The following is a 20,869-nucleotide window of genomic DNA, read 5'->3' on the forward strand; positions in this document are numbered from 1 at the left end:
TTTGACTCTCTCGAAAAGCCTGTGCTAGGGTGCCCGTTTACAAACGGTGCTCTGCGATGAGTGATACCACGGCCATGGCGCCGGACAAGAATCTCAAGGACATTCTGACGAAGCTCCAATACCAGGACGACGCCAAGGTCGTGGAGCAGATTACGGCCCAGATGCGGCAGGTCCAAGACCGCATGGCCGGCATCAAATACAAGCTGGTGGTCATGAGCGGCAAGGGCGGCGTCGGCAAAAGCATGACGACCGTGAACCTGGCGCTGGCCCTGGCGCGGATGGGCTATAAGGTCGGGCTGTTGGATGTCGATCTCAACGGGCCCTGCGTGCCCCGCATGATGGGCCTGCATGGCCAGCGGTTGACCATCACGCCGGAAGGGGCCCTGCCGCCGATCGGACCGCTCAACATCAAGGTCGCATCGATGGATTTCTTCCTCGACGCGACCTCGCCTGTGCGTTGGAAGGGGCCGATGGACCTCAGCCCTGTCTGGCTGGGTTTGATGGAAATGAACGTCATTCGCGAATTTCTCGGCGATGTCATCTGGGGGGAGCTTGATTACCTGCTCACGGACCTTCCCCCCGGAGCCGCGGCGGACAAGCCGCCGGTCATCGCCGGCTTTATTCCCGACCTGGCCGGCGCCGTCGTGGTGACCACCCCGTCGGAAGTAGCCTCCGATGTCGTCCAGAAGTCGATCACCTATGCGCGGGACATGGGCATCAATGTGCTCGGAGTGGTCGAGAACATGAGCCAATACCGCTGTCCTTCCTGCGGGGCGGAACACGATCTGTTCGAAGGCAACACCGAGGCCATGTGCGGAGCCTTGGATGTCCCGTTGCTCGGACGGATCCCCTTCGACCGGACCCTGGCGAAGACTTTCGACAAGGGTGTGCCGTTGCTCGACGAGACCTATCCGACCCTGCAACGTTATCGGCAGATCGCCGAACGGGTTGTGACGTTGGCCGAATACCGAAAGGTCTTGGCTGAGAAGCTCTAAGGACGCTGTAACCTGGACGTGCGACATCACGAGGTGCTGGCATGAAGTTCGTCTGCCTCAACTGTGAAACCTACATGACCTTCCAAAAGGTCGAGCAACCGGCGGAGGGCTCGCTGGGGGTGTTTTTCGGCTGCCCAGCCTGCGGGGCCAAGTTTTCCATGGTCACCAATCCGGGCGAGACGCAGATGGTCAGTTCACTCGGCGTCAAGCTCGGCGGAAGGCCGGCTCCGGCCGAGCCGTTTGAAATGACCCGGGGGACGCTCAAGGAAGAAGCCAAGGCCGGCATGGGGCAAATGGCGGCCTATCTGAACGAAAAGATCCAGGCGGGACAACCGGCGCATCAGGAGGCCCATCCCAAGCCAGCCGCCTCCGCCTCGCCGAAGGAGGGGGAGAAGTCGGGAGGCTCCTGTCCTTTCGCCGCGGTCGTCGCCCAGATGGGAATGGGCAGCGGGAGCAAGCCGGCGGAGACCGCCCCCTCGGGATTGACTTGGACTCCGGATGCTACCGAGCGGTTGGAACGTTTGCCGTCCTTCGTCAAACCTATGGTGCAGGCCAGCGTCGAGGCCTATGCCAGACGGCATGGGTACGCGAGCATTACCCTACAGGTCATGGATGATGCGAAGAGCGAACCCAACGGCCTCACCTGGACCGCGGAGGCGGAACAACGGCTTGAAAATATCCCCGACTTCATCCGGCCAATGGCGCGGCGTGAAATCGAACGGCTCGCCAAAGAACGTGGCGCGGCGACCGTCACCGCTCAGGTCATGGATGAGGCAAAGGACAAGTTTCTGAAGTTCATGTAAGCAATGGGTTGCAGCGGGCTGCGGTACAGAGCCCATTCGGCAGGCCGAATGGGCTCTTTGTTTGTCGGGCGCTCGTCGGTCGGGTAGTTGGAAGGAATGTCTGAGATCAAAGGTTGGTGGGTTTCGTTTCGGCATCTGTGGCTCGCGATTGTTCTCGTCGCTTCACCCTGGATCTCTCCCTCCGTTCTTCAGGCCCAACATTATCAGGACCAGCACGGGGAATCCGATGCCGGTTATGGAGTCCCCGGGCATGCAGAGCCCGCGTCGAAAGTCCCGCAGTGGGAAGGGTCGGCGGAAGGCAAGGCCTATTCTGAATTCAGCCATCAGATCAGCGCCCTCTGTGTCCTGCTGCTCGGCTTGGGCGAACTCCGGTCCAGCTTTGGTGTTCGTGGCAAAGATTGGGACACGTATCTGCTGCCGGGAGCGCTGATGGCGGCCGGGGTCTGGCTGCTGATCTGGAGCGACCATGATGCCTGGCCGGTCGGGCACATGAGTTTTCTCGACACTTTCGTCAGGGCAACGGGCGAGATCGCGCAACACAAGCAATACGGCCTGCTCGCCTTGGGCGTCGGCGCGATTGAATTGGCCAGGCGGCGAGAGGCTCTTCAGGCTCCGGGTTGGCTGTTCCCGCTGCCGCTCTTCGCGATTGTGGGCGGGCTCATGCTGTTCTCCCACAACCATGGCGCCCATCCCGCGGCGCAACATATTGCGATGCACCATGCCTTGATGGGAACCACCGCGGTCGCGGCTGGGATTGCCAAGACCCTCGCTGGTTGGAAGACCGTCCGGCAACTTAGTCCAAGAGCCGGCGTCGGCCTGGAGGGCGTTGGCACTCGCAACATCTCCTGGTGGGACCTCACCTGGTCATTGCTTGTGCTGGTGATCGCGGTGCAGTTGCTGCTGTATCGGGAATAGTGCGGATCGAGCCGCACCGCGGTCGCGTTGACACCCCCGTTCAGTCTGTGCTAGCTGTACCAAGTTCCACCGGTTGATGGCAGGAGGGTCCTATGGGCGGCCATAGTCATTGGGCCACCACCAAGCGGCACAAAGCGGCGGTTGATGCCAAACGGGGCAAGCTCTTCACCAAGGTCATCCGCGAGATCACGATCGCGGCCAGGGGGGGAGGGGACCCGGACGGCAATCCGCGCTTGCGGTTGGCCATCATCAAGGCCCGCGAAGCCAACATGCCCAATGACACGATCAAGAAGGCCATCCAGCGCGGGACCGGCGAATTGCCCGGAGTCACGATCGAAGAGTTCTCGCTGGAAGGCTACGGTCCGGGCGGGACGGCGCTCCTGATCGAAATCCAATCCGATAATCGAAACCGCACCGTCGCGGAAATCCGGAGTCTCCTCACCAAGAACGGCGGCAACCTGGCTGAGGCCGGCGCCGTCGCCTGGCAATTTCACAAGAAGGGCCTGATCATCGTCGATAAGGACAAGGTCGAGGAAGACAGGCTCCTGTCTCTGAGCCTTGACGCCGGGGCCGAGGACGTCAAGGTCACGGACAAGACCTTTGAAGTGATCACCGCGCCGCATGATTTCGAGCCGGTGAGAAAAGCCATCGCGGATGCCCAGATCGAACCCTCGCTGGCCGAAGTCACGTTCCTGCCCCAGAACTCCGTCCAGCTTGAAGAAAAGGCGGCCGAGCAGATGCTCAAGCTTCTGGAGGTGCTGGACGATCACGACGATGTCCAGAAGGTTCACGCCAACTTCGACATCTCGGAAGAAATCATGGAGAAGGCTGCGGCAGCCGGTTAGTATCAAGCTGGTTGCCTGTAGAGTCATCGGGCCCCTGCCCGAGCCGGCATGATCGCCTCACTGACGGGCCGACTGGTCCGCAAATCCCCGAGCCAGGCCGTCATCGATGTGCAGGGCGTCGGTTACGAACTCTTTATTCCCCTCAGCACCTACTGTGGACTCCCGGACGTGGCTCAGGTCACCAGCCTGCATGTGCAGACCTGCCTCCGGGAGGATGCGATTCAACTGTTCGGATTTCTGACTGAGCCGGAGAAGACTGCGTTCGGGCTGCTGACCACGGTCAGCGGGATCGGACCCAAGTTGGCGCTGAGTGTGCTTTCGACCTTTACGATTCCGAACCTGGCCGAGGCGGTGCAGGCCGGCGATATCGATCGGTTGGCAACCGTGCCCGGTATCGGGAAGAAATCCGCCAGCCGGCTTGTGCTCGAATTGAAGGACAGGGTCGAGCGACTGTCGGTGATCGGCGGGCTGTCGTCACCCGCCGCCGGCTGTCCTGCCACATCCGTCTATGAGGACGCGACCTCCGCCCTGGTGAATCTGGGGTACAAGCCGGCCGATGTCAAACAGGTCTTGAGCAAGCTCCATCTTGAACAGGCCGATCTCACCGACGTCATACGGGCGACGCTCAAGCACTTAGCCAAGGGGTGAATGATGAGACAGGTCACCGTCATAGGCGTTATAGGATTGACTGGAGCCGTCCTGGCCGCCGGCCTCCTCGTAACTCCCGCGGGAGCCGAAGAGAAGGAAGAGCCGAAGATCAGGCAGTTGCGCTGCGGGAGCTGCCCGGAGGGGTTTGCCACGACCGCGGTGACCAGTGATCCGAAAACCTGCCCGGAGGGCGATGCCACGTTGGTGCAGTGCGTGCCGCTCGGAGGCAATCTCCTGTCCGTCTGCGGAGAATGCCCGGAAGGCTATGTCAAGGTCGGGGGAACGATGGTACCGACCCAGTGCGCCAGGGACGGAGGCGCCATGAGCCGATGTCAGCTCCAAAAAATGGATTCCAGCACGCCGAATCCCTCCCAGGGCGGCCGCTTTTGCCCGCCTGACTGCGCCGGTCAGTTCCCGACGCCGGGACAGGGCGCGATGCCGCCTCCCGGCCAGACGTTGCCGCCGCCTCCTTCGACTGGTCAGGGGAGCCAGTAATGTCCATGGATCGGCGCATCGTGTCGCCCGGCCAGACGGATGAAGAGCAGGGGTTGGAGTTGACCCTCAGGCCTCAGAGCCTGCAGGACTATATCGGCCAGGTGTCGATGAAGCAGTCGCTGCAAGTCTGCATCGACGCAGCCAAGCAACGGGGGGAGGCGCTGGACCATGCGATCTTTTACGGCCCTCCCGGGCTCGGCAAGACGACGATCGCACATATCATCGCGCGGGAAATGGGGGCGGCGATCCGCTCGACCTCGGGGTTGGTCTTGGCCCATGCCGGGGACCTGGCGGCGATCCTGACCAACCTGCAAGCCGGTGATGTGCTGTTTATCGACGAGATCCATCGCCTGCCCGCCTCGGTAGAGGAGGCCCTGTATCCGGCGATGGAGGACTATCAGTTGGACCTGGTCGTCGGGCAGGGTCCGCAGGCCAAGACCATCAAGCTCGAGCTGCCGCCCTTCACCCTGGTAGGCGCGACGACCAGAGCCGGTGCCCTGACCAGCCCCCTCCGGGAACGGTTCGGACTGGTCTATCGGCTGGGGTTCTATTCGCCGGAAGAGTTGGAAGCGATCGTCCGCAGGACCGCCCGCCTGCTTCGCGTGGACATCGACGAGGAGGGCGCCAGGGAAATCGCCGGGCGGGCCCGGGGGACGCCCCGAGTCGTCAACCGGCTGATGAAACGGGTGCGGGATTTTGCCCAGATCAAGGCCCAAGGGCACATTAGCCGCCAAGTGGCGCAGGATGCCTTGGACTGGATCGGGGTGGATCGGGCTGGGTTCGATGAAATGGATCGGAATATCCTTTCGACCATCCTGGAGAAGTTCGGAGGAGGGCCGGTCGGGGTCGAATCCCTCGCTGCCGCGATCAACGAGGACCGGGCCACGCTCGAAGAAGTGTACGAGCCCTATCTGATTCAAGCCGGTTATCTCGAGCGGACCGCGCGCGGCCGTTGCGCCACAAGGCTGGCCTATGAGCATTTCGGCAAGAAAAAAGATCTGTTCGCATAGGCGAGCATCAGGGTGATGGCATGAGAATGATCGCGGGGTTCACCACCGGGCCCCTCGCATCACTCCCGGCTGAGTACCCGATTTGTTCGACTGGCCTATCCTTGCAAGACTTCAGGGGTTTTTAGTAACATCTTCACTTTGGACGTGAAGAGAAGTTCCTTCTCTCCGGCCATGCATTCCAGGGCTGCGCTATAGCGCCAATTCTGGTCGAGCCGCATCCAGTAGGAATTCTCGTATGAGACGGACCCTCCGGTGATGAACAGAGACCTGCAAGAGCTGCGGCGGCGGATCGACCAACTGGACGATGAAATCCTTCGGTTGCTGAATGAGCGATCGACCTATGTCATTGAAATCGGCCAACTCAAGCGGCAGAACGACGCCGGGGCGAATCTGCATACCCCCGCGCGCGAGGCGGAGATCATCCAGCGGCTCACCAGCCGGAATCCCGGCCCCTTTCCGAGCGATGCGATCCGGTCGGTCTACCGGGAGATCATGTCCGCCTCTCTCTCGTTGGAGGGACCGCAAAAGGTTGCCTATCTGGGGCCGCGCGCCACGTTCACGCACCTGGCCTCCCGCCAGAAATTCGGCGAGTCGGCGCAATATGTCCCGGTGACAAGCATCAAAGATGTCTTCACGGAGGTCGAGCGGGGCCGGGCGAATTTCGGGGTCGTGCCGATCGAGAATTCGACGGAAGGGGTGGTGAGCCACACGCTCGATATGTTCATCGATTCACCCCTGCTCATTTATGGGGAGGTCCTGCTTGAGGTGTCGCATCACCTCCTGTCCAAGTCGGGGGCGAAGGAGGAGATCACAAAGATCTATTCACACCCCCATGCGTTGGCCCAATGCCGGAACTGGCTGGAAACCCACGTGCCGAACGTACCCCTGTCCGAAGTCGCGAGCACTGCACGCGCCGCCGAAATGGCGTCCGAAGACGCCTCCGCCGGAGCCATCGCCTCGGAGCTGGCGGCGCACCTGTACGGCCTGAAGGTGGTGCAGTCGAGGATTGAAGACAACATCAATAACTTCACCCGGTTTCTGGTTTTGGCCAAGACCGCTCCCCAGCGGACCGGAAAGGACAAGACCTCCGTGATGATTTCGGTCAAGGACCGCGCGGGCGCCCTCTATGACCTGTTGCGGCCCTTTGCCTCATCCGGCATTAACATGACCAAAATCGAATCCCGTCCCTCGCGACGGAAGGCCTGGGAATACATTTTCTTCGTCGACGTGGAAGGGCATGTCGAAGAAGAGCGCATGAAGAAAGCGCTCGACGAGGTCAAGTCCCGCTGTCTCTTCATGAAAATTCTCGGATCGTACCCGGCGCACGCGTAACCATGGCACTGATTGTTCATCCAGACATTGATTCGCTCGTTCCCTACGTCCCGGGCAAGCCGATCGAGGAGCTGCAGCGGGAATTGGGCCTGTCGCGGATCGTCAAGCTCGCCTCGAACGAGAACCCGCTGGGTCCTTCCCCCAAGGCGGTGGCGGCGATCGGGCCGGTGACCGGTTCCCTGCATCGCTATCCGGACGGCGGGGCATTCCGGCTGCGCACCGCGCTGGCGGAACGATGGAAGGTGACTCCCGACCAAGTGCTCTTGGGTAACGGCTCGGACGAGATTCTGGGCCTGTTGGCGCGGACGTTCCTTTCTCCCGCCGACGAAGCGGTCATGGCCAGCGAGACGTTCGTGATCTATAAAATGGAAGTGACCGCCGCGCACGGGAAGTCGGTGACTGTGCCGATGAAGAACGGACGCCATGACCTCTCCGCCATGGCCGATGCCATCACCCCTCGCACCAGGCTGCTGTTTATCTGCAATCCCAATAACCCCACGGGCACCATGGTGACGGAGACCGAAGTCCGGGCCCTGATGCAGCGGGTGCCGGAGCAGGTCGTCGTGGTATTCGACGAGGCCTATTATGAATATGCCGATGCGGCCGACTATGCCGATTCGCTGGCCTATGTGAAACAGGGGCGCCACGCGATCGTGCTCCGGACTTTCTCGAAAATCTACGGCTTGGCCGGCCTGCGCATCGGCTATGGGCTGACCACCCCGGAGATCGCGAGTTACCTCAACCGGCTGCGTCCCCCCTTCAATGCGAATAGCGTCGCGCAGGAGGCGGCGATCGCGGCCTTAGGCGACGAGACCCATGTGACGCGAAGCCGGAGCCTCAATCGGGAGCAGATGGCCGTGGTGCGGCAGGGACTCGAAGCCCTGGGCTTGACTCCGCTCCCGAGCCAGGCGAATTTTTTGTATTTCGATGCGGGACGCGACGGGCGGGAACTGTTCCAGGCCCTGCTCCGCGAAGGGGTCATCGTCCGGCACATCGAAGGGTCGATGGTGCGGGTGACGATCGGCCTTCCCGAGGAGAATCAGATGTTTCTTGCCGCGCTCCGGAACGTGCTGGAGCGTGAACCAATACAGTCTTGAGCGTCGAGGCCACAACATGATCATTGTCTTGAAACCGGACGCGACGGAAAAGCAGATCGATCATCTGCTCGATAGGCTGCGGGAACTCGGATTAAAGTCGCATATTTCCACGGGACAGGAACGCACGATCATCGGCGTGATCGGGGATGATCGCATCCTGCACAATCAGCCGTTGACGGCCTTCCCGGGCGTGGAGAGCGTCACGCCCATTCTGGCTCCGTGGAAACTGGTCAGCCGGGAGTTCAAGAAAGAGGGGACGATCATCGATGTCGGCGGGGTGAAAATCGGGGACAAGAAGCTGGCGATGATGGCCGGTCCCTGCGCCGTGGAGCGGTTGGAATTGACCGTCGGCATCGCCCATGAGGTGAAGGCCGGCGGGGCAAGCATCCTGCGTGGCGGCGCCTACAAGCCGCGGACCTCGCCCTATTCTTTCCAGGGAGTGGGCCGGGAAGGGCTCGACTATCTGCTGGAGGCCAGGAAGCAGACGGGGCTGCCGGTCGTGAGCGAGATCCTGGACACGCGCGACATCGATTTGTTTCTTGAAAAGGCGGACATCATTCAAGTCGGCGCGCGCAACATGCAGAACTTCGAATTGCTCAAGGAGGTCGGCTCCTACGACAAGCCGGTGCTGCTCAAGCGCGGACTCTCGGCGACGCTCAAGGAGTTCCTGCTGTCGGCGGAATACATCATGTCGCGCGGCAACCGGAACGTGATGTTGTGCGAGCGGGGCATCCGGACGTTCGAAACCCAATATCGCAACACGCTCGACCTCTCGGCGGTCCCCACGCTCAAGGAATTGTCGCACCTGCCGGTCATCGTGGACCCGAGCCACGCGACGGGCAAGTGGAACCTGGTCGCCCCCATGTCGCGGGCCGCCGTCGCCGCGGGGGCGGACGGATTGCTGATCGAAGTCCATTCGAATCCGGAATGCGCGCTCTGCGACGGCGAAGAGTCGATCAAGCCGGCCAAATTCAAGGAGCTGATGGTCGAGATCAAGAAGATCGCGCAGGCGGTCGGCCGCGAACTATAAAGGGTCTCGCAGCCATCGGCCAGCGGCGCATCGGCCTATCGGAAACAGGATGGCGATTCACTTCAAGCAGATGACGATCATCGGGGTGGGCCTGATCGGCGGCTCTCTGGGAATGATCGTGCGACGGGAGAGACTGGCCGAGACCGTCGTCGGGGTCGGGCGGAGGATCGACAATCTCAAGACCGCGGTGGAGGTCGGCGCGATTGACCGGTATGTTTCCGATCCCCGCGACGGTGTGCGGGACGCAGATCTGGTCATCCTTGCGACGCCGGTCGATACCTACGAGCAGCACCTGACACAGTGGGGAAACCTGTTGCAGCCGCAGGCGATTGTGAGCGACGTGGGCAGCGTCAAGGGCAACCTCGTGATTCAAGCCGAGAACCGGCTCCCCGCGCTGATTCGGTTCGTCGGCGCGCACCCGATCGCCGGCAAGGAAAAGACCGGCGTGGCGGCCGGGTCCGTGACGCTCTTTCAGGGGGCCCGTTGCATCGTCACCCCGACGCCGCGCACCGATCCGGAGGCTCTGCGGATGATCACGGAACTGTGGGAACGAACCGGTTCGACCGTGCTCTCGATGGATCCCTTCCTCCACGACAGGATTCTGGGCGCGGTCAGCCATCTGCCGCATGTGGCCGCCTTTTCCCTGGTCAACGCGCTCGCGGAGGTGCGGGACCGCCTGGCGCCGGATTTGGATCTCCGCCTGCACTCAGGCGGTGGACTGCGCGACACGACACGCATCGCGGCCAGCTCGCCCGAGATGTGGCGCGATATCTGCCTGTGGAACCGGGACAACCTGGTTCAACTGATCGAGGTCTATGAACGGCATCTCCGGCACTTGAAAGAGCTGATCAGATCCGGCGACGGCCCCGGCCTCGAAAAGGAACTGGAACAGGCCAAGATGGTCCGGGAGCAGCTCAACGGACAGCCCGCGTGAAGGATGAAGCCGCGATGTCGTCGCTGACCATCAAGCCGGCTCGATCGCTCCGCGGCACCATCGAGGTGCCGGGAGACAAGTCCGTCACCCATCGAGCCATCATGCTGGCTTCCCTGGCGCAGGGACGCAGCTCCATCACCGGCTACTGCCGCGGCGAGGACTGTCTGAACACGATGCGGGCCTGTCGGGCCATGGGGATCGAGATCCAGGAGTCTCCCGGGCGGCTCGACGTGCAGGGCAAGGGACAATGGGGGCTCAGCGAGTCGAACGGCCCGATCGACTGTGGCAATTCAGGAACGGGCATCAGGCTCCTCACTGGCCTCCTGGCCGGTCAGGATTTTTTCACGGTGTTGACCGGCGACGCCTCCATCCGGCGCCGGCCCATGGGCCGCGTCGTCCGGCCCCTGCGCGAGATGGGCGCCTCCATCGCCGGCCGGAGGGGCGGGGAGCTGGCGCCGCTCGCCATCACCGGCCGCAAGCTCACGGGCATCACCTACGCTTCGCCCGTCGCCAGCGCCCAGGTAAAGTCGGCCTTGTTGTTGGCCGGTCTCTTTGCGGAGGGGACCACGAGCGTGACCGAGCCGCGGGTCTCGCGCGACCATACGGAGCGGATCTTCCGCTATTACGGCATTGCCTGTTCGCAGCGCGGCACGACCGTGTCGGTGGAGGGGCGTCCCGCCGCAGGCTGGCAGGCCAAGGATCTGTGGGTGCCGGGAGATTTTTCCGCCGCCGCGTTCTTTCTGGTCGCGGGGACGATCGTGCCTGGTTCCGAAATCACGATCCGCCAGGTCGGCGTCAATCCGACGAGGATCGGGCTGCTGACGATTCTGGCCCGCATGGGCGCGGATATCCAGGTCTTGAATGTCCGGGAGGAAGCCGGTGAGCCGGTTGCGGACCTTATGGTCAGGTCTGCATCGCTCCGGGGCGTCACGGTCACGGCGGACGAGATCCCGCACATGATCGATGAGTTCCCCATTCTCTGCGTGGCAGCGGCAGTCGCCGAGGGTGACACGATCGTCTCCGGGGCGGAAGAATTGCGGGTGAAGGAAAGCGATCGCATCGCCACAATGGCCGTCGAACTGCGAAAGATGGATGTCTCGATGACCGAGCGGCCGGACGGCATGGTCATTCATGGAAGCGGAGGCAAGGCCCGGATGATTGCGGCCTCCTGCGACAGCCATGGCGATCATCGTATTGCCATGTCCATGGCTGTGGCTGGATTGGTTGCTGACGGAGTCACGACGATCGCAGATTCTGGATGCATCGAGACGTCCTTCCCGGGTTTCGAATCTAAGTTATTGGATTTGTTGACACCTTTGAGCTGATGTCTATAATACACGCGCAACGGGCCGCCGATCCCCACGGTCGTGCCCAGCGGTCTTCATTGGTGATCGCCATCGATGGGCCAGCCGGAGCGGGGAAAAGCACGGTCGCGAAGCTGCTGGCCTCCCGTCTCGGCTATCTCTATCTCGATACCGGCGCCCTGTACCGGGCGTTGGCCTGGAAAACGAAACGAGCCAGCGTGGCCTCCGATGACGAGGCGGCCGTAGAGCGATTGTTGGCGACGACGTTGTTGGAAGTCCGCCATCAGGATGGCGAGAGGATGCGGGTGTCTGTAGATGGGCAAGACATCACCGACGATTTGCGGGCTCCCGACACGAGCGCGCTGGCCTCCGTGATCTCATCGCTCCCGGCGGTCCGCGAGTGGCTGCTGCCGGTGCAGCGAAAGATCGCGGAACGGGGGGCTGTGGTGGCCGAAGGTCGTGATGTGGGTACCCGCGTGTTTCCGGCTGCGGACGTGAAGTTTTTTCTGGAAGCGACCCCCGAGGTCCGCGCGCAACGGCGCTTTCGTGAACTTGCGGCATCGGGAGGACCTGTGTCGTTGGAAGACACGGCTCGAGACTTGGTTGCCCGTGATACCAGGGATCGGACCAGGGCGCTCGCGCCGCTGGTGCCCGCGCCGGACGCGTTGACCATCGATACGTCGAATCTCGATATCGAGCAGGTCCTCCAGCGGATGCTGGCGGCCGTCTCCGCCAAACTGTGAGTTCGCTGCTGTACGGCATCCTCTGGATGCTGGTCCGAGGCCTTGCGCATCTGTTCTTTCGGTTCCGCGTCGAGGGTCAGGAGCATGTTCCGAAGCAGGGCGGGGTGCTGCTGGCCGCGAACCACGCGAGCTACCTGGATATTCCCATTCTGGGCTGCGCTGTCCGGCGCCGGCTCTGGTACCTGGGACGACGAGACTTGTTTTTCCCAAGGCTCAGGCCCCTGCTGCAAGCCTTGGGCTGGATTCCGATCCGCGCAGACCGGCTGGATCGAAAAGGATTCGAGCTGGCGATCGAGCTTATTCGCCAGGGAAAGGCGGTGGTCATCTACCCGGAGGGGGGGCGCAGCCTCACCGGGAAATTGAGAGCGGGGAAGCCCGGGATCGGCATCGTGGTCGCGCAAACCGGATGCCCCGTGATTCCCGTCCACATCGGAGGGACCTATGACGTGTTGCCGCCGGGCGCATCCTGGCCCCGCCTGCGGCCTCTCTCCGTCCGGTTTGGGCAGGCGCTCTCCTTTGACGGGAAACTGGGAGCGTTGTCAGAGAAGGCGTTCTATCGCGAAGTGAGCCGGCGTGTGATGCTGAAGATTGCGGAGCTGGGCGGCGTCGAGCCGCCGAGGGAGACGAAGCCGAGAGGGACTTCCTCCGCTGACGCCACGCACGAACCACCGGCCCCAGGGCCGCTCAGCGCTGAGAGCGGCCGTGGGTCATAACCATATCAGCACCCGACAGAGTTCGGAGGATTGGGTCGTATCGTCATGACTATTGCCACGCAGCCGACAGGCCAACGGTTGGATCGGGGGGCCATGGAGTCCCTCTATGAAGAGACGTTTCGGAATTTCGAAGAGGGCACGATCGTCGAGGGACGCATCGTCGCCATCGGCAAAGACAAGATCGTCGTCGATATCGGATACAAGTCGGAAGGGCTGATCCCGCTTGAGCAGTTCTCGCAGGAGGAATTGAGCCACCTCAAGGTCGGCGACCGGGTTCAGGTCTATATCGAGGACACGGAGGATTCGGAGGGCAATCTCGTCTTGTCGAAGGAAAAGGCCGACAAGATGAAGATTTGGGAGGATCTGGAAAAGATCTTCAAGGAAGAGAAGAATGTGGAGGGGAAGATCCTCTCCAAGATCAAGGGCGGCATGATGGTGGACATCGGCGTGAAGGCCTTCTTGCCGGGATCGCAGATCGACCTCCATCCGGTGCGCGACCTCGACGGGTTGATCGGCAAGGTCTTCCCGATGAAGATCATCAAGATCAACCACCGGCGCGGCAACGTGGTGGTCTCCCGGCGGGTGCTGCTCGAAGAGACGCGCGACCGGAACCGCCAGACGACCTTGGCCAATCTGAAGGAAGGCCAGTTGATTCAGGGCACGGTGAAAAACATCACCGACTACGGCGCCTTCATCGACCTGGGCGGCATCGACGGGTTGCTGCACATCACCGACATGTCGTGGGGCCGCGTCGGGCATCCGTCCGAAATGTTCCAGATCAGCGATCGTGTGGAAGTGACCGTGCTTAAATACGACCGGGAGACCGGACGGATCTCGCTGGGCCTCAAGCAGAAGACCGCCGACCCCTGGACCAACGTGGCGACCAAGTATCCCATTGGGACGAGGGTCAAGGGCAAGGTGGTCAGCCTCACCGACTACGGCGCCTTCATCGAGTTGGAGCCGGGCGTGGAAGGGCTGGTCCATGTGTCGGAAATGTCCTGGACGCATGAAGTCCGCCACCCATCCAAAGTTGTCTCCATCGGCGATCAGGTGGAGGCGGCCGTCTTGAACGTGGACCCGGGGAACCGGAAGATTTCCCTAGGCATGAAGCAAACCGCGCCGAATCCCTGGGACGTGGTCGAGACCAAGTACCCGGCCGGAACGAGGATCGAAGGCAAGATCAAGAGCCTGACCGATTTCGGTGCCTTTGTCGGATTGGACGAAGGCATCGACGGGCTCATCCACATTTCCGACATGTCCTGGGTCAAACACATCAAGCACCCGTCTGAGCTGTTCAAAAAAGGGCAGAAGGTCGAGGCCGTGGTGCTCCGGATCGACAAGGAAAAGGAGCGGCTCTCCTTGGGATACAAGCAGTTGACCCGCGATCCCTGGGAGGATGAAATCCCCGCTCGGTTCCATGTGGGCGATACGGTTTCTGGCCGGGTCAGCAAGGTGGCGGACTTCGGCGTGTTCGTCGAGTTGGAGGGCGGCGTCGAAGGGTTGATCCACGTGAGCGAAACCAGGATGGAGCCGTCCGGCCGGCTCGAAGAGACCTTCAAGTTGCAAGACGAGGTCACCGCCAAGGTGATCAAGGTCGATCGGGAGGAACGGAAGATCGCGCTGAGCCAGCGGGATCACCATGCAGACATGGAATCGCGGCAGGTGGACGAATTTCACGCCTCGCAAGGATCGGTGGACCAGAGCCTGGGCCGCGCGGCCAAGCAGCGGAAGCGGACCAAGAGCGACGACGAATAGGGCGCCCTTCCGGCCGCTTGACGGCCGGACTAGGAAAAGGGGAGTGCTGCGAGCATGACCGACACACCGGTGGCGGAACCGAAGCCCCACAAGAAGGGGTGGCGGCTGACGCTCTGGATTCTCGGAGTGGGCACCCTGTTGACGCTGCTCGGCAGTTGGGTCCTCCCTTGGCTGGAAATGCTTGGGGAGGACCGGGTGGCGCTCGTTCGGATCGAAGGCGTCATCGTGGATTCCAAGGAGACGGTGGGGGAACTGAAGCGGTTCGGCGACAGCCCGGCCGTCAAGGCGATCGTGCTGCGGATCGACAGCCCAGGAGGCGGCGTGGTGCCGGCCCAGGAAATTTACGAGGCCGTCCGGCGCCTGCGCACGAGGACGAACAAGGCCGTGGTGGCCTCGATGGGGACGGTCGCGGCCTCGGGGGGTTATTATATCGCGGTGGCCAGCGACCGGATCATGGCCAATCCCGGCACCTTGACCGGCAGCATCGGCGTGATCATGGAGACCGCCAACCTGGAAGGGTTGCTCAAGAAAATCGGCGTGGAAGGGGTCGTGATCAAATCCGGGCGGTTCAAGGACGTCGGCTCGCCGCTTCGAAAGATGACGGATGAGGAACGCACCGTCCTTCAAACCGTGATGGACGACGTCCATCAGCAATTCATCGAGGCGGTGTCGGAGGGCCGTTCGCTCGATCTGGCCGACGTGCATGAACTCGCCGACGGGCGGGTGTTCACCGGCCGGCAGGCCAAGGACATGAAACTGGTCGATGAACTCGGCGACTTGGACGACGCCATTCAACTGGCGGCGGATTTGGCCGGCATCGAAGGCGAACCCCAGGTGGTGGAGCCGCGGAAGCGGTTTTCGATCCGTGAACTGATCGAGTCGAAATTGTCGGGGGCGTTGCCGCAGTTTGATTGGCACCCGGGGGTCAGTCTCAAGTACTTGATGGCCTATTGACGGCCGCGCGGGTTTTCCGCCGCAGAGGGAGGAAGTTGAATGACGAAAGCGCAGATCATCGAACGATTGTCCGAACAGGTGCCGACGTTGACGAAACGCCAGGCCGAGATCGTCGTCAACACGGTCTTCGACAGCATCCGCGATTCCCTGCGGGCGGGCGATAAGACCGAGATCCGCGGATTCGGCAGTTTCCGGCTCCGTTCGCGTCGCATGAAGGAAGGGCGGAATCCGAAAACCGGCGCGACGGTCGCCGTGCCGGCCAAGAAAGTCCCGTTCTTCAAAGCGGGCAAGGAACTGAAAGAGCTTTTGAACCAATAAACGTCACACCAGTACGAGGCATCATCATGGCCGAGTCAACCCAACCGATCGCGTCCGACGATATCATCTGGACCCCGGAAGCCCTTCAGCGGATGGAGCGCGCGCCGGCCTTCTTGCGGGGCATGGTCAAGCGGTTGGCGGAAAAGAAAGCCCGTGAATTGGGGTACGGCACCATTACGGGGGAAATTCTCGATCAGTTTAAAGGGCAGATGATGGGCAGCATGGGCGGGAGCGCCGGGATGGCCCAGGCGGCCTCCCAGATGCAGGCCGGGCGGTTGCCCTGGACCGCGGCGGCACAGGCCCGATTAGACAGCGTCCCGGAATTCATGCGCGGCATGATCAAGCAGATCGCCGAAGAACTGGCCCGCGAGCACGGGCATATGGAGGTCAACGTCGACCTCTTCGAGAAGGTGGAAGCCTTGGGCGATCTGCAGGAGGCGGCGACGCCTCCGATGGACTGGAGCGAAGCGGCCTTGGCCCGGCTCCAGGAGAAGATCAAAGAAGCGCCGGCGATTGCGCAGGAGTTCGTGGCCGACATGCTCAAGCGCGACACCGAGGAGATGGCCCGCGAGCAGGGGCTCTCGCGGATCGACGAGGCGGCGCTGGTCCAGGTCTGGGACCGGCCGCAAGAACGCGTGGCCTGGTCCGACGAAGCCTGGAAGCGGTTGCAGACCTCGCCGGACTTTGTCCGAAGCGGCATCCGGAAGGCCGCCGAGCGGCGGGCGCGCAAGCTTGGGCTGAAAGAGATCGATTCGGACCATCTCACGCAGTTCCGAAACCAAGCGATGATGAAGGCGGTCAAGCGCATCCGCGCGTACGGCTTCCGGGAGCTCACCTTCGATGCCTTCGAGACCGCGCTCCAGAAAACGAAGCGGCTCCAGGGGAACGATCAAGCCGAAAAACGCCTTCAAGACATTCGCCAGCACTTTGCCGATCCGAACACCAAGAAGCCGGAAGGTGGGACGTTGGGCGCCGAGCTGATGGACCGGTTCAGGAAATATCTCAAAGGAGAGGGGACCCTGTAGGCTCGTCCGGGCTCGGATTCCGACCCCGAACGAGCGGCGATCAGTTTGGCCGTACAAGGGCGAAAGGCCTGTTGCGGCTGGGCTGTTCGATACCGGCGGGTCAGTGCGCGCCCGAATGTTGGGGCCAGAACTTGTGCCGGATTTGCGGCAGGGGTACGTTGTCGAAGTTGGGAATGTCGTAGAGGCATCGGTCGATCACCTGGATCTCCTCGGGGGTAAACTCCAGGGTCACGTTCTTTTTCCAGAACTGGTCGAGCGTAAAGTAGTCGCCGGCCTGGGGCTTCTCCGCAAGCAGCGCCTGCATTTTCTTGAACCCTTCCGTATCCACTCCGGGTACCCGTCCGTTGTTGCGGTCGTGGCACCACTTTAACACTTCGGCAATGCCGTACATGGTCAAATCGATCTTCACTTTTTCCGCCATACCCCCCTCCATACCAAGCTTCGCTAGAACCGGCGGCTCATCGGGCGAAGCCCCTCTTCCTTGTCGCCGCCGGAGAAATACCTCCAGGAATCCTCTCTCGCTTTTCCCCGATACCAAGCTTCGCTAGAACCGGCGGCTCATCGGGCGAAGCCCCTCTTCCTTGTCGCCGCCGGAGAAATACCTCCAGGAATCCTCTCTCGCTTTTCCCCGATACCAAGCTTCGCTAGAACCGGCGGCCATACGAACCTTGGTTGAACCGCCCGCCATACCAAGCTTTGCTAGAACCGCTGGACTCTTTAGTGTCTTATCGCAATTGCGGCCAGCGGAGAAACCCTCCAGTGATTCGTGTCTTGTGATCGATGTATCGAATATAATGCGGGCGGAGAAGCCCAATTTCGTGTTTTTCCTGTTATGGCTCGTGGCGGCCGGACAACAGGCTTCATATACGTCCATTTATCCGCGGAAGCTCCGCATCTTAGCCCAGACAGGAGGCATAATTCAATTTTCCTGAAGGCCTGGTGCGGCGCCTCCCCGCGGGCGCCGCGAGCGGCCATGATCCCTACGTCGAACGGCTCCCCGACCGAGCGGATGCTCACCTGCCTGGACGGCGGTTGTCCTGCTCCGCGATGACCAAGTATACTCGGTTTTCATCCACTGCCAGAGCCACGAATCCCATGTACGCTTTCCAGACGACATCAGGGTCTCTCCGTCGAGCGCTTGCGGTGATTCTTGGAATCCCGGCCGCCGCCATTCTGCTCGCGGGGCTGTGGAGCTGCACCAAGACCGACGCCTACGATCCGCCGGATCTGTTCTATCTGTACGCCCATTATGCGGTTGGACGAAATCCCACGACCGTCACCACAGCCGATTTCAACCATGACGGGGTGACCGACGTGGTCACGACCAATATCGGGAACAACACCTTGTCGTTTCTGATCGGCAACGGCGACGGCAGTTTTAAAGACCAAGTCCAGATGAAGGTCTGCGTCGAGCCTCGGGCCTTGGCCGTCAAGGACCTCAACGGCGACGGGCTCAGCGACATGGCGATCGTGTGCGCGGGCAGCGACCAGGTCGGGATCTATCTGGCCCAACCGGAAGGCGGGTTCCAACAGGCGCATCTCTATACCCTGCACAAAATCCCTGTATCCATCGACGGGGCGGATCTGGACGGCAACGGGACCATCGACCTAGCCGTGGCGCTTCGCAACGACAAGATCAAGATCCTGCTCGGACGGGGCAATGGGGAGTTCTCGGACGGGCCTCTCTATGAGTATGGGGACACCCCCACCTCCCTGGTGCTCAAGGATCTCAACGCGGACGGCAAGCCGGATCTCCTGGTGACGAACGGAGGGCGCATGTCGAACGCCGTGTCCGTGTGGATGGGCAGAGGCGACGGCTCGTTCGCCGGCCCGACCGATTATCGCACGGGCAAACGTCCGCTGGGCGTCAGCGTGGCTGACTTCAACAACGACAAGCTTGACGACCTCTTCGTGATCAACGGAGAGATGGACACATTCACGATTTTCCTCGGCAAGGGTGACGGCAGCTTTCAGCCGGGGAAAGAGTCGGGAGCCGATGCCGGCCCCAATTACGGAGTGGCGCGGGATTTCGACGGGGACCACATTTTGGACGTGGCGATCGTCAATATTCAATCGAACGATCTCTCGATTCTCTACGGACGCGGTGACGGCACGTTCCGGTACCCGCCCAGAAACTACCGGACTAAAGGAGGGCCGTTCGCGCTCGCGGACTTTTCCGTCATGACCGAGCAGACGGCGGTTCCCGGGTTGGTCATTGCCAACAACGGAGCCGGAAGCGTCTCGGTGTTCCTGCACCGCGGGCACAAGCAGGCGCCCCCTGCGCAGGCGCAAGACAACGGGTAGCCGCGCCGATAGGAGGCGAGGGTTTGGGCCGGTATTTCCCTTGACAGGGTGGCACCTCGCACGTACCATTTGCGCACGTGCCGATGTCTGAATCGCAACGCCGCTCGCCAGCTTCTCATCCTTTCGGAGTCCGGTGAGGACCTTTGCTTGGTGGTTCGCCATGGGGTCCCTGACCACGTTGGCGTTCCTCATGGTGCAAGGAGGGGTGCGGGATCTGGTCTACGGCCATCACCCCAGCGGCAGTACGCCGGCCTATGTGTCCTTTCTCGTGACGATTTTTGGCGGGGGCATGCTGGCGGGCTGTCTGGCGCTGATTCTCAATCGCCTCCGCTAGACGAACAGGCAGCCGTCGAGCCGGCCGGGCTTGTGAGCGGAATGAACGAGACCAGTCGGACTCCACCGGCTTGTCGTCCTTGGTTTGCGCGGATTCACTATGCATTGTCTCAAATGCAAGGGCTGCATGCTGATCGAGCGGCATTACACAGTGCTGAGCCGCCGCCTGTATGCGCGCTGCATCAATTGCGGGTTTTGGCTGGATCTGGCGGACCTGTTGCGCTTCTTCCATCGCGTCATCGAGAGCGGAGTGCGGGGCCGGAAGGTCCGCGAGGAATTCACGCTCTGATGATGCTCTGCCTATTCTCTCAGCATCGCACCCTCTCGCGGCGGTCACGGTGACGCCCGCGCGATCCCGACTCAGACGAGTGGTCCTCGGGCTGCTCCTGTTCTGGATGATCGGGGGAATGGCCTTCGGCGGCGCCCAGGCCCAGGCTGAAGAGGGCCAGCCGTCCGGCAGGACGCACAAGGCCACGAAGAGCCTCCGCCTGCTCAAGTGGCGGCAGATTCCCGCCCACGGCATTTTGCTCAAGGACATGAAGAGCGGACAAACGCTCTATCAGTTCCGTGCCGGCGAGCGGCTGTCCCCTGCAAGCCTGACCAAGATCATGTCGGCGCTTATCATCCTCGAACAGGGGAATTTGAACGACGAAGTGGTGGTGAGCGAGCGCGCCGCCAGGGCCCATAAAGTCCGCCTCCGGTTGCGGGCCGGTCAGGTGTTCAGACTGGAAGATCTGTTGAAGGCCATGTTGATCGTCTCGGCCAACGACGCCTGCGTGGCGGCGGTGGAGCACGTGGCCTCGGACGAAGCAACCTTCGTCGAGTTGATGAACCGCAAGGCCGCCGCGCTGGGGCTCAAGGACACCCATTTCGGAAATCCCTGCGGATTCGACGTGCCCGGTCATTACACGACCGCGGAGGATCTGGCGAAGCTGAGTGAAATTGCGCTGGAAAATCCGATCTTCCGCGAGCTGGTCCGGCAGGAACGCGACCTGATCTCACCGATCAACGGGAACCGGGTCTATCTGCTGCACAATACCAATCGCCTGCTGGGACGGGTGCCGGGCGTGGAGGGCGTGAAGACCGGGTTCACGTCCAAGGCCGGCCGTTGTCTGATTGCGAAGGTGTCGCAGGATGGGCGAGAGTTGCTGCTGGTGTTGTTGGGCGCGAAGCGACGATGGACGACCGCGTCGGACCTGATCAAGTACGGCCTGACGGTGCTTCAGTTGGCGACCCCGGAGTTCCAGGTCTCGGACCGGGAACAGCCCTATGAATAGGCTCGTTCAGCCGGTTTCGCATCGGACCGCCTGACGGGA

Annotated in this window: 23 protein-coding genes; 22 read left to right on the forward strand and 1 reads right to left on the reverse strand. The window is 61.9% G+C overall.

All coding sequences use genetic code 11. The features are described from left to right. Nucleotides 1-56: 56 nt before the first annotated feature. From QWI75_RS02990 to QWI75_RS03075, 18 genes are all read left to right on the forward strand, one after another. Nucleotides 57-995 carry an Mrp/NBP35 family ATP-binding protein gene (locus QWI75_RS02990; protein ID WP_289267201.1) on the forward strand — a complete coding sequence of 313 codons (939 nt, stop codon included), beginning with the start codon at nucleotides 57-59 and terminating at the stop codon, nucleotides 993-995. A 41-nt stretch (nucleotides 996-1,036) separates the two neighbouring features. Beyond that, nucleotides 1,037-1,798 (forward strand): PCP reductase family protein, encoded by a 762-nt coding sequence (locus QWI75_RS02995; protein ID WP_289267202.1) that lies wholly within the window; start codon nucleotides 1,037-1,039, stop codon nucleotides 1,796-1,798. 96 nt (nucleotides 1,799-1,894) lie between these two features. Continuing rightward, nucleotides 1,895-2,713, forward strand: coding sequence for a hypothetical protein (locus QWI75_RS03000; protein ID WP_289267203.1), 819 nt, complete (start codon nucleotides 1,895-1,897; stop codon nucleotides 2,711-2,713). A 92-nt stretch (nucleotides 2,714-2,805) separates the two neighbouring features. Next, a complete protein-coding gene (locus QWI75_RS03005; RefSeq protein WP_289267204.1) occupies nucleotides 2,806-3,558 on the forward strand; it encodes a YebC/PmpR family DNA-binding transcriptional regulator in 753 nt (250 codons plus the stop codon). Nucleotides 3,559-3,606: 48 nt separating this feature from the next. Further along, nucleotides 3,607-4,206 carry a Holliday junction branch migration protein RuvA gene (gene ruvA, locus QWI75_RS03010; protein WP_289267205.1) on the forward strand — a complete coding sequence of 200 codons (600 nt, stop codon included), beginning with the start codon at nucleotides 3,607-3,609 and terminating at the stop codon, nucleotides 4,204-4,206. Beyond that, nucleotides 4,207-4,701, forward strand: coding sequence for a hypothetical protein (locus tag QWI75_RS03015; RefSeq protein ID WP_289267206.1), 495 nt, complete (start codon nucleotides 4,207-4,209; stop codon nucleotides 4,699-4,701). A 5-nt stretch (nucleotides 4,702-4,706) separates the two neighbouring features. After that, nucleotides 4,707-5,711 carry a Holliday junction branch migration DNA helicase RuvB gene (gene ruvB, locus QWI75_RS03020; protein ID WP_370693611.1) on the forward strand — a complete coding sequence of 335 codons (1,005 nt, stop codon included), beginning with the start codon at nucleotides 4,707-4,709 and terminating at the stop codon, nucleotides 5,709-5,711. Between the two features lie 255 nt (nucleotides 5,712-5,966). Continuing rightward, on the forward strand, nucleotides 5,967-7,043 hold the full coding sequence (gene pheA, locus QWI75_RS03025; protein WP_289267208.1) for a prephenate dehydratase: 1,077 nt from the start codon (nucleotides 5,967-5,969) through the stop codon (nucleotides 7,041-7,043). A 2-nt stretch (nucleotides 7,044-7,045) separates the two neighbouring features. After that, a complete protein-coding gene (hisC, locus tag QWI75_RS03030) occupies nucleotides 7,046-8,140 on the forward strand; it encodes a histidinol-phosphate transaminase (protein ID WP_289267209.1) in 1,095 nt (364 codons plus the stop codon). 16 nt (nucleotides 8,141-8,156) lie between these two features. After that, the gene (gene aroF, locus QWI75_RS03035; RefSeq protein WP_289267210.1) at nucleotides 8,157-9,170 is read left to right on the forward strand and encodes a 3-deoxy-7-phosphoheptulonate synthase; all 1,014 of its coding nucleotides are present in this window, start codon (nucleotides 8,157-8,159) and stop codon (nucleotides 9,168-9,170) included. 49 nt (nucleotides 9,171-9,219) lie between these two features. Continuing rightward, nucleotides 9,220-10,104: a prephenate dehydrogenase gene (locus QWI75_RS03040; protein WP_289267211.1), complete on the forward strand. Its 885-nt coding sequence runs from the start codon at nucleotides 9,220-9,222 to the stop codon at nucleotides 10,102-10,104. A gap of 14 nt (nucleotides 10,105-10,118) precedes the next feature. Then, the gene (gene aroA, locus QWI75_RS03045) at nucleotides 10,119-11,429 is read left to right on the forward strand and encodes a 3-phosphoshikimate 1-carboxyvinyltransferase (RefSeq protein WP_289267212.1); all 1,311 of its coding nucleotides are present in this window, start codon (nucleotides 10,119-10,121) and stop codon (nucleotides 11,427-11,429) included. Beyond that, nucleotides 11,429-12,151 (forward strand): (d)CMP kinase, encoded by a 723-nt coding sequence (gene cmk, locus QWI75_RS03050; RefSeq protein ID WP_289267213.1) that lies wholly within the window; start codon nucleotides 11,429-11,431, stop codon nucleotides 12,149-12,151. Before aroA ends, cmk begins: the two co-directional genes overlap by 1 nt. After that, complete coding sequence (locus QWI75_RS03055; protein WP_289267214.1) at nucleotides 12,148-12,864, forward strand: lysophospholipid acyltransferase family protein; 717 nt, start codon at nucleotides 12,148-12,150, stop codon at nucleotides 12,862-12,864. The genes cmk and QWI75_RS03055 overlap by 4 nt, the downstream gene beginning before the upstream one ends. Nucleotides 12,865-12,909: 45 nt before the next feature. Beyond that, complete coding sequence (locus QWI75_RS03060) at nucleotides 12,910-14,619, forward strand: 30S ribosomal protein S1 (protein ID WP_289267215.1); 1,710 nt, start codon at nucleotides 12,910-12,912, stop codon at nucleotides 14,617-14,619. Between the two features lie 54 nt (nucleotides 14,620-14,673). Continuing rightward, nucleotides 14,674-15,573: a signal peptide peptidase SppA gene (gene sppA, locus QWI75_RS03065; RefSeq protein WP_289267216.1), complete on the forward strand. Its 900-nt coding sequence runs from the start codon at nucleotides 14,674-14,676 to the stop codon at nucleotides 15,571-15,573. A gap of 39 nt (nucleotides 15,574-15,612) precedes the next feature. Then, nucleotides 15,613-15,891 (forward strand): HU family DNA-binding protein, encoded by a 279-nt coding sequence (locus tag QWI75_RS03070; RefSeq protein ID WP_289267217.1) that lies wholly within the window; start codon nucleotides 15,613-15,615, stop codon nucleotides 15,889-15,891. A gap of 26 nt (nucleotides 15,892-15,917) precedes the next feature. Then, nucleotides 15,918-16,916 (forward strand): PCP reductase family protein, encoded by a 999-nt coding sequence (locus QWI75_RS03075; protein WP_289267218.1) that lies wholly within the window; start codon nucleotides 15,918-15,920, stop codon nucleotides 16,914-16,916. A gap of 100 nt (nucleotides 16,917-17,016) precedes the next feature. Here QWI75_RS03075 and QWI75_RS03080 read toward each other — a convergent pair whose 3' ends face one another. Next, nucleotides 17,017-17,337: a hypothetical protein gene (locus QWI75_RS03080; protein WP_289267219.1), complete on the reverse strand. Its 321-nt coding sequence runs from the start codon at nucleotides 17,335-17,337 to the stop codon at nucleotides 17,017-17,019. A gap of 722 nt (nucleotides 17,338-18,059) precedes the next feature. Between QWI75_RS03080 and QWI75_RS03085 the strand changes: the two genes are divergently transcribed. The 4 genes from QWI75_RS03085 to QWI75_RS03100 all read left to right on the forward strand — a co-directional run bounded on the left by QWI75_RS03085 (nucleotide 18,060) and on the right by QWI75_RS03100 (nucleotide 20,830). Then, a complete protein-coding gene (locus QWI75_RS03085; RefSeq protein ID WP_289267220.1) occupies nucleotides 18,060-19,220 on the forward strand; it encodes an FG-GAP repeat domain-containing protein in 1,161 nt (386 codons plus the stop codon). 133 nt (nucleotides 19,221-19,353) lie between these two features. Next, nucleotides 19,354-19,554, forward strand: coding sequence for a hypothetical protein (locus tag QWI75_RS03090; RefSeq protein WP_289267221.1), 201 nt, complete (start codon nucleotides 19,354-19,356; stop codon nucleotides 19,552-19,554). Nucleotides 19,555-19,653: 99 nt separating this feature from the next. Next, complete coding sequence (locus QWI75_RS03095) at nucleotides 19,654-19,842, forward strand: hypothetical protein (protein WP_289267222.1); 189 nt, start codon at nucleotides 19,654-19,656, stop codon at nucleotides 19,840-19,842. Between the two features lie 49 nt (nucleotides 19,843-19,891). Continuing rightward, nucleotides 19,892-20,830 (forward strand): D-alanyl-D-alanine carboxypeptidase family protein, encoded by a 939-nt coding sequence (locus QWI75_RS03100; protein WP_289267223.1) that lies wholly within the window; start codon nucleotides 19,892-19,894, stop codon nucleotides 20,828-20,830. Nucleotides 20,831-20,869 lie beyond the last annotated feature (39 nt).

The organism is Nitrospira tepida (genome assembly GCF_947241125.1).
Lineage (GTDB): Bacteria > Nitrospirota > Nitrospiria > Nitrospirales > Nitrospiraceae > Nitrospira_G > Nitrospira_G tepida.